Raw genomic sequence first — 13,550 nt, 5'->3', positions numbered from 1 at the left:
CGCGCCGTCATGCGCCTGGCGGCGTCTCGTAGCCCGCCAGCAGCCAGGAATCGGGCTCGGCCTGCGCCTCCCGGTACCAGCGATCGACCAGCGGATGGGCGCGCACCGCCGCCATGTAGGCGCGGGTCGTGGCCGAGACCTCCGGCTGCCAGGTGAGGAAGCGGCCGACGACCGGCGCATAGATGGCATCCGCCAGGCCGAAGCGCGCACCGAACAGGAAGGGGCCGCCATGCGCGGCGAGGCACTCCGCCCAGATCCGCTCGATGCGCGCGATGTCGGCCAGCGCCTCCGGGGTGCGGCCGAGGCCGGCGAAGTCGCGGCCGGCATTGAACCACATGGCCTGGCGCAGGCCGCGGAAGCCGGTCGCCATCTCGGCCGAGACGGAGCGCGCGACCGCCCGTGCCGCCCTGTCCTCCGGCCAGAGGCCGGGCGCCTGCTCGGCGCAGTACTCGGCGATGGCGAGGCTCTCCCAGACCCGGGCGCCCTTGTGCTCGAGATAGGGGACGAGGCCCGCCGGCGTCGCGGCGGCGATGGCCGGGGTGCTGCCGCCGCCCGCGTTGCGGACGAAGGGGATCAGCACCTCCTCCACGTCGAGCCCGGCCAGGTGCACGGCCAGCCAGCCGCGGAGCGACCAGGAGGAATAGCGCTTGTTGCCGATGAGCAGGCGGCCGTCAGGCATGGTCGCGGGGTTCCGGTGTCAGGCGGGCGAGCAGGGCATCGAGGGGCGCGTCCTCGTCCAGCAGCGCGTCCAGGGTGAAGGGGCAGGCATCGGGCAGGCCGGGCAGCGGCCGGCCGAGCTTCTCCGCTGCAATGCGGCGTGCCGCAAGCCAGGTGCGGTCCAGGCGCGGTTCGACCTCCCGGCGCATGGACGCCAGGTAGCGGCTGGCGGCGTTGTGGCGGAAGGCCAGGATTTCGCCGCGCCAATGCCGGACCGCGCGGGCCTCCGGCTGCATGGCGACGTAGATCAGGTGCTGCAGTAGGCGCCGCAGGTTGCTCTCCACCTTATGGACCTGCTCGCTGCCCAAGTCCTCGACCTCCTCGATCAGGTTGGGCAGGTCCAGCCCCTCGGCGAGGTTGGCATGCGTCTCCGCCAGGCGGCGCAGGGCGGCCGCCTGGTCCCGGGTCCAGGCATAGAAGTCGCGGTCGTGCAGGCTGCCATCCATGGCGGCGGGCTCCTCCGGCGGTCCTCTTAGCATGCCGGGCCGGCCGGGCGCAGCGCCGCTTGCCTCGCCACCCCGCCGGGTGTTCCTTGGCGCCAGCCGTCGGAGCCCCTTGCATGAACGAGCTGAGCGTGTCGCGTCCGAACAACCTGGACGCCTACTGGATGCCCTATTCGGACAACAGGTACTTCAAGGCCAACCCGCGCATGCTCGCCCGGGCCGAAGGCATGCACTACTACACGCCCGAGGGGAAGGAGATCCTGGACGGCACCGCCGGCCTCTGGTGCTGCAATGCCGGCCATGGCCGGCGGGAGATCAAGGAGGCGATCCAGAAGCAGGCCGCCATCCTCGACTATGCCCCCACCTTCCAGCTCGGCCACCCCATCGCCTTCGAGGCGGCATCGCGCATCGCCGAGATGACGCCGGAGGGCATGGACAAGGTCTTCTTCACCAACAGCGGCTCGGAGAGCGCCGACACCGCCCTCAAGATCGCCCTCGCCTACCACCGCGCCCGCGGCGAGAGCGGCCGGGTCCGGCTGATCGGGCGGGAGCGCGGCTATCACGGCGTCGGCTTCGGCGGCATGTCGGTGGGCGGCATCGGCGGCAACCGCAAGCAGTTCGGCGCCCTCCTGCCTTATGTGGACCACCTGCCGCATACCCATGGCCTGGCCGAGAACGTCTTCGCCCGCGGCCTGCCGGAGCACGGCGCGCACCTGGCCGATGCGCTCGAGAACCTGGTCGCGCTGCATGGCGCCGAGACCATCGCCGCGGTCATGGTCGAGCCCGTCGCAGGCAGCACCGGCGTGCTGGTGCCGCCCGTCGGCTACCTGGAGCGCCTGCGCGAGATTTGCACCAAGCACGGCATCCTGCTGATCTTCGACGAGGTCATCACCGGCTTCGGCCGCCTCGGCACCAATTTCGGCGCGGAGCGGCTGGGCGTGACGCCCGACATCATGACCATGGCCAAGGGCCTGACCAATGCCGCCGTGCCGATGGGCGCGGTCGCGGTGCGGAACGCGGTCTACGACGCCGTGGTGGACGGCGCACCCGCGGGCATCGAGCTCTTCCACGGCTATACCTATTCCGGCCATCCGCTGGCGGCCGCCGCCGCCATCGCCACGCTCGAGCTGCACCGGGCGGAGGACCTGCCGGGCCGCGCCCGCGCCATCGAGCCCTATTGGCAGGAGGCCGCGCATAGCCTGCGCGGCCTGCCGAACGTCATCGACATCCGCGACTGCGGCCTGATCGCGGGCATCGAGCTGGCGCCGCGCCCGGGCAAGCCGACCCAGCGCGCGCTCGACATCTTCCGCCGCTGCTTCGACGAGGGCGTGCTGGTGCGCGTGACCGGCGACATCGTCGCGCTCTCCCCGCCGCTGATTATCGAGAAGCCGCATGTGGACCGGCTGATCGGCACGCTCGCCGACGCCATCCGGGCCGAGGCGGCCTGACCCGCCCCCGGCGCCGCCCCCGCCCGGGGCGGCGCCGTTCGGGCGCTCCGCGCCGGCATCCGGCTTCGGCCGGCCACTGGCGCGCGGGGAACGGTCCTTCCTAGGATGGCGGCCATGCAGCTCGCCGTCATCGCCGACATCCACGGCAACCTCCTCGCCCTCCGGGCCGTGCTGGCCGACATCGCCCGCCGCGGCATCGGCCAGACGGTCGATCTCGGGGACAGCGTCTCCGGCCCGCTCTGGCCGCGGGAGAGCCTCGAGCTCCTGCAATCCGCCGGCATCCCGACGCTCCGCGGCAACCACGACCGCTGGGTGGCCGAAGGCGGCGCCGGGTCCTGGGACGCCTTCGCGCGGGCGCAGCTCGGCCCGGCGCAGGCCGCCTGGCTCGGGGCGCTGCCGCCGCAGAGGGAGCCGCTGCCGGGCCTGCTGGCCTTCCACGCCCGGCCGGAGGACGACAATGCCTACCTGCTGGAGGAGGTCGCCGATGGCCGCATGGTCCCGGCGACCGCCGAGACGGTCGCGGCGCGCCTCGGCCCGACCGAGGCCTCGCTGATCCTCTGCGCCCATAGCCACCGGGCCGGCCTGCTGCGCCTGCCGGATGGCCGCGTGGTGGTGAACCCCGGCAGCGTCGGCTGCCCCGCCTATGCCGACCCGACCCCGCCGGCGCATGTCTCGGAATCCGGCGCGCCCTTCGCCCGCTACGCGGTGCTGGAGGTCGAGGCCGGCCGGCTGCTCGGCGCGGAGTTCGTCGCGGTCGGCTACGACCATGCGGCCGCGGCGGCGCGGGCGGAGGCGCAGGGGCAGCCGGCCTGGGCGCATGCGCTCCGCACCGGCCTGATGCCGCAAGGCGCCGCGTAGGTCCGCCTCAACCCTCCGGCAATTCCTCCAGCACCAGTTCGGCGGTGATGCAGGTGGCATTGGCGCCGCGCGGCACCTCGCCCGCATGCACCTCCCCCCGCATGTCGGCCAGGGCGACGGCGAGATGCGCGCCCGCCGCCGTCACGCCGCCCGCCGTCACCAGGAACTCGGTGGCGATGTCCGGCACCGCGGGGAGACCGGCGAGTCGCGGCGAGACCAGGCTGCCGACGCCGCCGCGCAGCACGGCGCGGCGGATCCCATGGGCATGGCAGGCCGCCTCCAGCGCCGCGACCGGGTCCTCGTTCGGCCGCAGCCGCAGCACCACGGCGCGCGCCGCGCCCGCCGGCGCCGGCGGCCCCTCCGCGGCGACGGGCTGGAACAGCGTGAAACCGGTCTCCGCATCCGCCGAGACGGCGAAGCCCGCGCCGGAGAGCGCCCAGGCCCGCGCCACGACGGGCGCGGCGATGGCCGTCTCCTCCGGCAGCACATGGCCGGCGCGGCGGCCCGCCGCCTCCCGCCAGACGGCGTGGCAGTGCAGCCAGGGCGCGCCCTCGCGGGTGCCGAAGGTCACCGTCGCGCGCTCCAGCGCCGCGCCCGCCGCCGGGGCATGGGGAGCGCTGTACCAGGCGGCGTGGCGGGTATCCGGGGCATGCGCCGGCAGCACATAGGCGAAGGGGCCGAAGCCGCCGCCCTGCATCTCCAGCACGGCATGGGCGATGCCGGCCCGGCGCAGCGGCCGTGCCACCGCCTCCAGCAGGCTCGGCCCGGGCTCCAGCACCAGGTCCAGCGGCCAAGCGCGGGCCGGCAAGCCCTGCACCCGCGGCTGCGGCGCCGGGCCGGGCTGCGCCAGGTGCGGCCGTCCTTCGGGTCCGGTCATGCCGCCCCTCCCCCGTTGCGGGGCCAGGATAGGCGCCCGACCCGACCCGCGACAGGGCAGCCCCTTTGCCCCTTCGGCCCGGCCGCCCCATATTCCCGGCAACAGTCACCCGCCCCCAGCGGAGCCCAGATCCATGAGCGAGACGTCACCCGTCCCCGTCACCGTCCTGACCGGCTATCTCGGCGCCGGCAAGACCACGCTGCTGAACCGCATCCTCAGCGAGAACCACGGCAAGAAATTCGCTGTGGTGATCAACGAGTTCGGCGAGCTCGGCGTGGACAACGACCTCGTCGTCGATACCGACGAGGAAGTGTTCGAGATGAACAACGGCTGCATCTGCTGCACCGTGCGCGGCGACCTGATCCGCATCATCGGCGGGCTGATGAAGCGCCGCGGCAAGTTCGACGGCATCATCGTCGAGACGACCGGCCTCGCCGACCCCGCCCCGGTCGCCCAGACCTTCTTCGCCGACGAGGACGTCAAGCGCGCGACGAAGCTCGATGCCATCGTCACGGTGGTGGATGCGAAGAACCTGCCCGCCCGCCTCGCCGACAGCAAGGAGGCGGAGGAGCAGATCGCCTTCGCCGACATCGTGGTGCTGAACAAGATGGACCTGGTCACGCCCGAGGAGGCGGCCGAGGTCGAGCGCAGGATCCGCGCCATCAACCCTTACGCCGAGATCCGCCGCAGCACCAAGTCCGACGTGCCGATCGATGCCGTCATCGGCCGCGAGGCCTTCGACCTGAAGCGCATCCTCGAGCGCGAGCCGGAATTCCTCTCGGGCGAGGACGAGCACGAGCACGACCAGGAGGTGATGAGCGTCTCCTTCGAGGTCTCGCGCCCGGTCGACCCGGAGAAGTTCAATGCCTGGATGACCCAGCTCCTCGCCAACAAGGGCCAGGACCTGCTGCGCACCAAGGGCATCCTCTACTACGCCAATGACGACCGCCGCTTCGCCTTCCAGGCCGTCCACATGATCGCGGACGGCGACTTCATCGGCCCGGTGAAGGAAGGCGACCCGCGGAAGTCGAAGATCGTCTTCATCGGCCGCGACCTGAACCGCCCGCAGCTCCGCCGCGGCTTCGAGAGCTGCCAGGTGGAGGCATGAGCGAGACCGCCGGCGCCGATTTCCTGCTCGAGGCCCGCGGCACCAGCCGCGAGCTCGGCGCCTGGGTCGTCGGCCTCGCCTTCGGGCGGGACGGCAGCCTGGGCCTGGGCTTGGGCGACGGCACGGTCCGCCTCGCGAGCCCGCGCGAGCCGGAGGCGGAGTGGGCGACGGTCGCGGCGCATGACGGCGCCGTGCTCTCGCTCACGGCCGATGCCAAGGCAGGCTTCCTCTCGGGCGGCGATGACGGCCGGCTGGTGCAGACCGCGCCCGACGGCACGGTGACGGAAGTCGCGCAGCTCGGCGCCATGAAGTGGGTCGAGCACGTCGCCGCGCACGAGTCCGGCCTGCGCGCCGCCTCGGTCGGCAAGCAGCTCCACCTCTTCGACGCGAAGGGGGCGAAGCTCAAGACGCTGACGCATCCCTCCTCGGTCGGCGGCATCGCCTTCGACGCCAAGGGCAAGCGCGTCGCCGCCAGCCACTACAATGGCGCCTCGCTCTGGTTCGTCGCCTCCAAGGAGGACAAGCCGCGCCTGCTGGAATGGAAGGGCAGCCACGCCGCCATCGCCATCAGCCCGGACGGCACGCATGTGGTGACGGCGATGCAGGAGAATGCCCTGCATGGCTGGCGCCTCGCGGACGGGCAGCACATGCGCATGTCGGGCTATCCCTCGAAGACGCATTTCCTCTCCTTCACCGCCCGCGGCAAGTGGCTGGCGACCAGCGGCGCCGATGCCGTGGTGGTCTGGCCCTTCTTCGGCGGCGGCCCGATGGGCAAGGCGCCGACCGAGCTTGCCGGCGGCGACGGCGTGCTCTGCAGCGCGGTCGCCTGCCACCCGCAGCACGAGATCGTCGCCGCCGGCTTCGCCGATGGCCTGGTGCTGCTGGCCGAGATCGCCTCGGGCAAGGTCGTGCCCGTCGCGGCGCCGGGCCATGGCGGCATCTCGGCGCTCGCCTGGAACGCGACGGGCACCCACCTCGCCTTCGGGACGGAGCAGGGTTTCGCCGGTCTCGTCGATCTCTCGAAGCGGGGCTAGCGGATGACGGTCCCGGTCTTCGAGGGCGCCCATACCCGCATGCCCCGCCTCGGCCTCGGCACCTGGCCGATGCGCGGCGCGGAATGCCAGCGGGCCGTCGAATCCGCGCTCGGCCTCGGCTACCGCCACATCGACACCGCCGAGATGTACGGCAATGAGGAGGCGGTGGGCGCGGCCATCGCCGCCGCCGGCCTGCCGCGCGCGGACATCTACCTCACCACCAAGGTCTGGCACGACAAGCCGGACGGCGCATCCTTCCGCCGCGCCGCCGAGGCCTGCCTGAAGCGCCTCGGGCAGCCCCATGTCGACCTGCTGCTGGTGCATTGGCCGAGCCCGCGGCTCGACCTGCCCTCCGTCCTCGCCGCCATGGCGCGGCTGCGGAAGGAAGGGCTGGCGCGGGCCGTCGGCGTCGCCAATTTCCCCCGCGGCCTGCTCGCCCGGGCGGTGGAGGCGGACATCGTCCCCATCGCCGCGCTGCAGGTGGAGCACCACGTCTATCTCTCGCAGCAGCGGCTGCTGGACTATTGCGGCCCGCGCGGGATCGCGCTGACCAGCTACACGCCGGTCGCCAAGGGCATGGTCGCCGAGGACCCGGTGATCTGCCGCATCGCCGCCCGGCACGGCGCGACGCCGGGCCAGGTGGCGCTCGCCTGGCTGCTGGCCATGCCGGGGGTCGCGGCGATCCCGAAGGCCGCCGGTGCGGCGCGGCAGGCGGAGAACCTCGCCGCCGCGGATCTCGTGCTCGATGCCGCCGACCTCGCGGCGCTGGCGGCGCTGCCCAAGGGGCGGCGGCTGGTCGATCCGGCGCATGGGCCGGACTGGGACGCCTGAACTGGGACGCCTGACGCGCCCCGACGACCGCGGGGCCGGATCGGCCCGTCAACCCGCGAGGAGGGCTATCCCCGCAGCCTCGGCCCGATGGCCAGCAGGCCGCGGCCGACGTGCAGCACCGGGACCGGCCCGGCCGGGCAGGTATAGAAGGCGTGCATGGCCGCCGCCGGCGGCTCCTCCGCCGTCTTTCTCGCCGGCAGCGTCGCCTGCGCCTCCGCGGCGGCGGCGCATCCCGCCTTCAGCGCCAGGAACAACTCGCCCGGCGGGGCCGCCCGCCCCTCCGGCACGGCGAGGAGGACACCCGCGATCACGAGACCGATGGCGACGGAGCGCCGCCAGGGCGTCCCGCTTGCGCGAAGCTTTTCCATGATTTACCGGATATCCTTCCCGGATCGCCTGAACGCGATTCGGCTACCCTGCCAACGCGGGGCTGGGCCATGATGTTCCCCGTGGAAGATTCCCGGGAACCGCGGGAACCACCATGCAACCGGAGCGGCCTTCGCCGCCTTACCCGGCATTCCATGGGGGATGACATTCCGATGGCACGACCACCGGCCGACGATGATGACGACGTCGATCTCGGCATCAGCCTCGAGACGGTCGCGACCGTGGTGGACCACGTCCGCGCCATCCAGGCGACGGAGGAGACGGACGACGCCCAGCTCTCCGAGGACGAGAACTCCGAGGCCGCGCTGCTGCAGGAGAACCCGGACGACCTGACCGAGGCCTCGCTGCGCGAGTTCATCGACGAGCTGAACCAGGACGAGCAGGCCGCCCTCATCGCCCTCGCCTGGGTCGGCCGCGGCGACTACGGGCCGGAGGAATGGGAGGAGGCCCTCCGCCTCGCCATCGAGCGCAACGAGGGCGGCGATGCGGGCTCCTACCTCCTCGGCATGGACATGGTCGGCGACCTGCTCGCCGAAGGGGTGGCCGCCTTCGGCCTCTCGATCGAGGATGTCGAGCGCTGAGGGCCTGCCGGGCCCTCATCTGCCTGCTGCCGCTTCTCGCTCTCGGCTGCACCGCGCGCCAGGCCTGGCTGGCCGATCATGCGCGGCACAGCCTGCCGGGCCTCTCGGCCGATGACCTCCGCCTCTGCGCCGGCGTGCCGGACCGCACCGCCCGGGTGACGGAGGGGGGACCGGCGCGGGAGTACTGGACCTATATCCGCAACATCCCGACCTCGTCCGGCGTGACGATCAACGTGCCGGTGGTGGGCGGGGGCGTCAGCCTCTCCGGCGCCGGCGACTGCCGCGCGACCTTCGAGCTGGTGGACGGGCGCGTCACCCGCATCGGCTATAGCGGAGCGCCGGACCTGGGCCCGGCGGCGGATGCCGCCTGCGCGCCTGTCGTGGTGGGCTGCCTGAACCAGGGCGGCGCGCAGGCCGCGACCGGCTGACGATTTTCCTATAAGGGGATTCTTGCCGCGACGCAACGGGAATCGGCGCGTCCCTATCCCAGCCGCGGCCCGTCCAGCCCGGCGACCTCGCGGATCAGCTTGCGCTTGACCGCATTGCCGAAGCTCTGGAAGTCCTCGGCCGCGACGACGAAGGCGCCGGGACCCCCGATCACGTTCTCGCGGTAGTAGTCGTCCAGCGGGATCGGCGGCATCCGCCCGAAGGTCGGCCGGTCGTTGACGATCGGCAGGCCGTTGATCGTCACCCCCTCCCCCACCAGCCGGTCGCGCGCCTGCTCCACCGGGCCGCCGCTGTTGTTCACCCCGTCGCCCGAGACGTCGATCACCCGGCGCGTCGCATCGAAGGGCGCCTGCTGCAGCACCGTCCGGGAGAAATCCAGCCCGCCCGAGATCGAGGTCCAGGAGAGCGAGGCGCGCGGCGCCTCCGCCAGCTTCTCCGACCAGGCATGCGCCTCCGCGGCGCCGGAGATCCGCATCCAGGGCAGCACCAGCCGCTGGTACTCGGCGCCGGCCCATTCGACATAGGCGAGACCGATGGCGCCGATCATGCCGCCGCGGATCGCCTCGATCACCTGCGGGTCGGAGACGGCGGCGCGGTAGCCCTCCCGCTGCAGCCGCGCCTCGTCATCGTCGATCGAGCGGCTGACATCGACCGCCAGCACCAGCAGCACATCGACCGGATCGCCCTGGTCCGCCCGCGCCGTGCGCGGCCCCAGACCAGGGGCGAGGGCAGCCGCACCGGCCGCCAACAGGGAGCGCCGGTGCATGCCCGCAGCCTCCGTCCATGACGTGTCGGAGACATGGAAGCGCGCCGGGCCACCCGGGTTCAACAACTTCCGGACAGTTGAGCGGACGACCGCCCCGTTCCCACCAGGCCGGAAGGTCCGGGGCGCCGCCACCGCCCTACAGCGCCCCGAGCACCGCCGCCGCGACCCGCGCCACATCCCCCTCCGTCAGGTAGGGGTGCATGGGCAGCGACAGGCAGCGCTGGCAGATATCCTCGCTGACCGGCAGCGGCGGCGCGCCGGCCTCGATCCCGGCGGCATGCGCGGCGCGGTAGGCCGGCTGGTGGTGCAGCGGCTTCGGGTAATAGACCGCGCTCGGCACCCCGGCCGCCTGCATCGCCGCCTGCACCCGCGGCCGCGCCGCGGCATCGGGCAGCAGGATGGTGTAGATGCCCCAGGCGCTCTCGGCGCCCGGCCCCACCTGCGGCGTGGCGACGCGGCCGCCGAGCGCCGCCTGGTACCAGGCGGCGGCCTGGCGGCGGGCGCGCAGCTCGCCCTCGAGCAGCGGCATCTTGGCGAGCAGGATGGCGGCCTGAATGGAATCGAGCCGCCCGTTCATGCCGGTGCGCAGCACCTCGTAGCGGCTCCTGCCCTCGCCATGAGTGCGGAGCGAGCCGTAGAGCTCGGCGCGCTCGGGGTCGTTGGTCAGGATGGCGCCGCCATCGCCGTAGCAGCCCAGCGTCTTGGTCGGGTAGAAGCTGAGCGCCGTGGCATGCGCGAAGGTGCCGAGGCGCCGCCCGTGCAGCGCGCCGCCGAAGGCCTGCGCCGCGTCGTCGAGGGCGAACATGCCGTGCTTCTCGCAGAGCCCCTCGATCGCCGGCCAGTTCGCCGGCAGGCCGTAGAGGTCGACGCCGATGACCGCGCGCGGCCGCAGCCGCCCTTCCTTCTCGACCAGCGCGACGCGGCGGGCGAGGTCCTCGAGGTCGAGGTTGAAGGTGGCCGGATCGACATCCACGAAGACGGGCGTGGCGCCGAGCACCAGCGGCACCTCCGCCGTCGCGGTATAGGTGAAGGCCGGCAGGAAGACCGCGTCGCCCGGGCCGATGCCCTCCGCCATCATGGCGATCTGCAGCGCATCGGTGCCTGAGGAGACGCCGACCGCATGCGCCGCGCCGGCGAACCCGGCCAGCTTCGCCTCGATCGCATCCACCTCCGGCCCCTGGATGAAGCGGCCATGGTCGAGGATGCGGGCGATGCCGGCATCGATCTCGGCCCGGATTAGCGCCTGCTGCGCCTTCATGTCGAAGAAGGCGATGGGGCGGGGTGTGGTGGTCATGCGAAGCCTCGAATCCAGCCCATGCGGCTTAGCGCCGGGGGGCGAAGGCGTACAATCAAGGCGCGTGTCGCGGCGCAACATGGTTGGGGAAGGCTCTGCCTTCCCCAAACCCCATCCGCCAAGGGCCACGGCCTGCCAGGGACGGGGTGAGGCGGAGGGCCGGCGAGGAATTTTCCGTCATGGCCAGGAAGCGGGCGCAGCCGATGCTGGTTGCATCGGCAAGCCTGCTGACGCCGCCAGGGCGGAAAAGACCCGCAGGACCGACCCGAGACCCCGTCCCTGGCAGGCCCTGGGCCCTTGGAACCCGGGAGTTGTCCCGCGATCGGCGGGTTTCGGACAAAGGTCGCCCCCGGATCGTGGCGGAACCGGGGCATGGTCACGGCTCCGCCCAGCGGCGGTGCCAGGGCTTGCCGGCGAAGAAGCGATGCAGGCGGAGCCAGGCCTTCATCTCGCCGATCGGCAGGCGCAGGGGGCGGTCGCGGTGGGCCTCCAGCAGGCCGGCCATCACCCGCTCGACCTCGGCGAACCAGTAGGGCCGGGTCAGGTAGACCGGCAGCACCGGCATGGCGCTGAGCATCCCAAGCTTCTCCGCCATGACGGCCGCGCCCATCCCGAGGAGGCGCATGGCCCGGCGTGCCGCGCGGACGATGAAGAACTCGATGGCCCGCAGCGGCGCCGGGGCGGCGCGGTCGGCGCAGGCGCCGACCAGGCGCATCCAGAGGCCCATCCGGGCGAGGCGGCGGAAATGCCGGCCGACCGTGTCGGGCTTGCCGTAGTCCGGGGGCAGCGCGTGCCAGGGCTGGCCGGAGGCGGCGATGCGGAACATGCCGTCGATCCGCTGCCGCGCGTCCTTCAGCGGCCGGCCCTGACCCTGGACGACCACCTTCAGGTGGCGCTCGACCGCGGCCCATTCGGCATCCGTCATCGGCGCCCAGGGGCGCTTCGGGGTGAAGCGGCGATGGGAGCCGGTGGCGAGGCGGCGGCGGGCTTCGGAGGGGGTCATGCGGCGGGGCTCCCTGCGGGCGCAACGGGGCAGTGTACAGGAAAATATTCCCTTTAACAAGCGGCCCGATCCTCGCCCGGACAGCGACTTCGACCGAGGTTGCGGCGCTTCGATGCGGGCGGCCTTCGCACGGCCCCATCCCGACCTGCGACCCCGCACCGCCGCGACGGCGACGCGGCCGCACGGGGCGCGGCGTCGGCGTGCAGGGCAACGGCCTGGAGGCCGGCGTCGGCGGCTTCACCGAGAACGGCGCCGGCGTCCGCGGCCACAGCAACCATGCGGCCGGCCTCGTCGGCTCCACCGCGGCGGCCGACCAGAGCGCCGTCTTCGGCATCAACAACGCCACCGGCACCGTGCCCGACGGGCTCAACCGGCCGGCCGGAGCGGGCGCCTGGGGGCGGGTGTCCGGGGCATACCGAAGTCGACAGGGGCAGCGGGGTCGTGGGCTCGGTCGAGCCCGGCCTGGCCCATGCCGCGGGCATCACCGGCATCGGCCCGATCGCCACCAGGCTGACCACCGGCACTCCGAGCCCAGGGTGCAGCGCCCTGGAGACCTCCGGCGACCGGCCGCCCCGGCCTCAGTCCCTGGCCGGCAGGGACGGATCCTGCGCCGCGTCCGGCAGCGCCGGCGGCGCCGGCCAGCTCCAGGCCGGCAGCGTCGCCAGCGGCACCCGCGCCGCCGTCAGCACCCGGTCCTCGAGCGCCAGCGGCACCTCGAGCTGCGGCGGCCCGCCCTCGGCGGGCGCGCGGCTCAGCAGCCGCAGCACCGTCCGCCCCGTCGCCGCGGCCTGCCGGGTCAGCAGCCCGGCCGAGGCGGCGGCGCCCAGCGCCTCCCCCGCGCCGGTCACCCGCAAGGTGCCCGCGCCCATGGGCTGCAGCGCCTCGTCCAGCGTCAGGGTCGCCGTCGCCGTGCCGGCGACCGGCCCCCAGCGCAGCTCCAGCCCGCGCAGCTCCAGCGTGCCGCCGCCGTCGCGCCAGGCCTCCGCCTTGGCCGCTGGGCCGCGGCCGGGCGGCACCGGCCCGGTCAGCGCCAGGTCCAGCACCGCCGTCTCCACCGCCCGGCCGAGCGCCGCGGCCGCCGGCCCCGCGACGGGCGGCAGCAGCACCCCCTCGGCCGAGAGCCGGAGCGAGACCGCCGGCTCGCCCTCGATCGCGCTCATCCGCGTCTCGATCCCGGCCTGGGCGCTGCGCGCCTCCACCGCGCCGCCGGGCGTGCCGAGGCGCAGCCGCTCCGCCTCGAGCCGCGCCTCGCTCGGCAGCACCCCGCGCTCGAGCGGCATGGTGGCGGTCAGCAGGTCGGCGGCGAAGGGCAGGTCCAGCGCGCCGAGGCGCAGCCGGTGCCGCCCCGGCATCTCCACCGTCAGCCGGTCGAGCCGCGGCGGCGCGAGGCGCAGCACCAGCGCCTCCGCCTGCCATTCCATGCCGCCGGGCAGGGTGCCGGCGCCGCCCGCCAGCCGGAATTGCGGCAAAGTCAGCGTCGCGGCGAAGGGCCAGCCGCCGCGCAGCGGCGGCGCATGCTCCACCCGCCAGCCCAGCGCCCGGCGCTGCGCCGCCCAGCCGGCGAAGCCGGCCTCGAGCTGGCTGCCCATCCAGCGCCAGAGCAGCGCATGCCCCGCCGCGGCCAGGGCGGCGAGCACGACGAGGCCGAGCGCGCCGCGCAGGAACAGGCGGCCGGCGGGACGGGGTGGCTTGAGGGACATTTCGCGCGGCGATATACGCCCCACCCGCGCCGGCGGCGAGACGCCGCACCAGGACC

Annotated in this window: 15 protein-coding genes; 7 read left to right on the top strand and 8 right to left on the bottom strand. The window is 73.6% G+C overall.

All coding sequences use genetic code 11. From position 1 onward, the window contains the following. Positions 1-7 precede the first annotated feature (7 nt). The gene (locus tag Q7A36_RS11460; RefSeq protein WP_305103826.1) at positions 8-679 is read right to left on the bottom strand and encodes a glutathione S-transferase; all 672 of its coding nucleotides are present in this window, start codon (positions 677-679) and stop codon (positions 8-10) included. Beyond that, on the bottom strand, positions 672-1,163 hold the full coding sequence (locus Q7A36_RS11455; RefSeq protein WP_305103825.1) for a DUF29 domain-containing protein: 492 nt from the start codon (positions 1,161-1,163) through the stop codon (positions 672-674). The genes Q7A36_RS11460 and Q7A36_RS11455 overlap by 8 nt, the downstream gene beginning before the upstream one ends. Positions 1,164-1,276: 113 nt before the next feature. Between Q7A36_RS11455 and Q7A36_RS11450 the strand changes: the two genes are divergently transcribed. Then, positions 1,277-2,608, top strand: coding sequence for an aspartate aminotransferase family protein (locus tag Q7A36_RS11450; protein ID WP_305103824.1), 1,332 nt, complete (start codon positions 1,277-1,279; stop codon positions 2,606-2,608). Positions 2,609-2,722: 114 nt separating this feature from the next. Next, entirely contained in the window at positions 2,723-3,466 is a 744-nt protein-coding gene (locus Q7A36_RS11445) for a metallophosphoesterase family protein (protein ID WP_305103823.1), read from the top strand. Between the two features lie 7 nt (positions 3,467-3,473). Here Q7A36_RS11445 and Q7A36_RS11440 read toward each other — a convergent pair whose 3' ends face one another. Next, positions 3,474-4,343 (bottom strand): PCC domain-containing protein, encoded by an 870-nt coding sequence (locus Q7A36_RS11440; RefSeq protein ID WP_305103822.1) that lies wholly within the window; start codon positions 4,341-4,343, stop codon positions 3,474-3,476. Positions 4,344-4,476: 133 nt separating this feature from the next. Between Q7A36_RS11440 and Q7A36_RS11435 the strand changes: the two genes are divergently transcribed. Genes Q7A36_RS11435 through Q7A36_RS11425 form a run of 3 tightly spaced genes read left to right on the top strand, consistent with a single transcriptional unit; the run spans position 4,477 to position 7,316 of the window. Next, positions 4,477-5,451: a CobW family GTP-binding protein gene (locus Q7A36_RS11435; RefSeq protein WP_305103821.1), complete on the top strand. Its 975-nt coding sequence runs from the start codon at positions 4,477-4,479 to the stop codon at positions 5,449-5,451. Continuing rightward, positions 5,448-6,485: a WD40 repeat domain-containing protein gene (locus tag Q7A36_RS11430; RefSeq protein ID WP_305103820.1), complete on the top strand. Its 1,038-nt coding sequence runs from the start codon at positions 5,448-5,450 to the stop codon at positions 6,483-6,485. The genes Q7A36_RS11435 and Q7A36_RS11430 overlap by 4 nt, the downstream gene beginning before the upstream one ends. A 3-nt stretch (positions 6,486-6,488) precedes the next feature. Continuing rightward, complete coding sequence (locus tag Q7A36_RS11425) at positions 6,489-7,316, top strand: aldo/keto reductase (protein WP_305103819.1); 828 nt, start codon at positions 6,489-6,491, stop codon at positions 7,314-7,316. A gap of 65 nt (positions 7,317-7,381) precedes the next feature. On the opposite strand, the gene Q7A36_RS11420 is transcribed toward Q7A36_RS11425, so the two are convergent. Then, positions 7,382-7,684, bottom strand: coding sequence for a hypothetical protein (locus Q7A36_RS11420; protein WP_305103818.1), 303 nt, complete (start codon positions 7,682-7,684; stop codon positions 7,382-7,384). Between the two features lie 171 nt (positions 7,685-7,855). Here Q7A36_RS11420 and Q7A36_RS11415 point away from each other — a divergent pair, with 171 nt between their 5' ends. Together Q7A36_RS11415 and Q7A36_RS11410 are read left to right on the top strand one after the other, a co-directional pair. Then, positions 7,856-8,284, top strand: a complete 429-nt coding sequence (locus Q7A36_RS11415; protein ID WP_305103817.1) for a DUF3775 domain-containing protein — start codon at positions 7,856-7,858, stop codon at positions 8,282-8,284. Positions 8,285-8,418: 134 nt separating this feature from the next. Then, positions 8,419-8,712, top strand: a complete 294-nt coding sequence (locus Q7A36_RS11410; RefSeq protein WP_305103816.1) for a hypothetical protein — start codon at positions 8,419-8,421, stop codon at positions 8,710-8,712. 53 nt (positions 8,713-8,765) lie between these two features. Here Q7A36_RS11410 and Q7A36_RS11405 read toward each other — a convergent pair whose 3' ends face one another. The 4 genes from Q7A36_RS11405 to Q7A36_RS11390 form a co-directional block, all read right to left on the bottom strand. Then, complete coding sequence (locus tag Q7A36_RS11405; protein ID WP_305103815.1) at positions 8,766-9,497, bottom strand: DUF1194 domain-containing protein; 732 nt, start codon at positions 9,495-9,497, stop codon at positions 8,766-8,768. Positions 9,498-9,633: 136 nt separating this feature from the next. Then, positions 9,634-10,791, bottom strand: a complete 1,158-nt coding sequence (locus Q7A36_RS11400) for a DegT/DnrJ/EryC1/StrS family aminotransferase (RefSeq protein WP_305103814.1) — start codon at positions 10,789-10,791, stop codon at positions 9,634-9,636. Positions 10,792-11,167: 376 nt separating this feature from the next. Beyond that, positions 11,168-11,794, bottom strand: a complete 627-nt coding sequence (locus Q7A36_RS11395; protein WP_305103813.1) for a transposase — start codon at positions 11,792-11,794, stop codon at positions 11,168-11,170. 578 nt (positions 11,795-12,372) lie between these two features. Then, complete coding sequence (locus Q7A36_RS11390) at positions 12,373-13,494, bottom strand: DUF2125 domain-containing protein (RefSeq protein ID WP_305103812.1); 1,122 nt, start codon at positions 13,492-13,494, stop codon at positions 12,373-12,375. Positions 13,495-13,550: the final 56 nt, after the last annotated feature.

Origin of the sequence: Paracraurococcus lichenis (assembly GCF_030657435.1) — a bacterium.
Taxonomy (GTDB): Bacteria; Pseudomonadota; Alphaproteobacteria; order Acetobacterales; family Acetobacteraceae; genus Paracraurococcus; species Paracraurococcus lichenis.
Note: the sequence above shows the minus strand (reverse complement) of the source record. Positions and strands in the feature narration are given on the sequence as shown.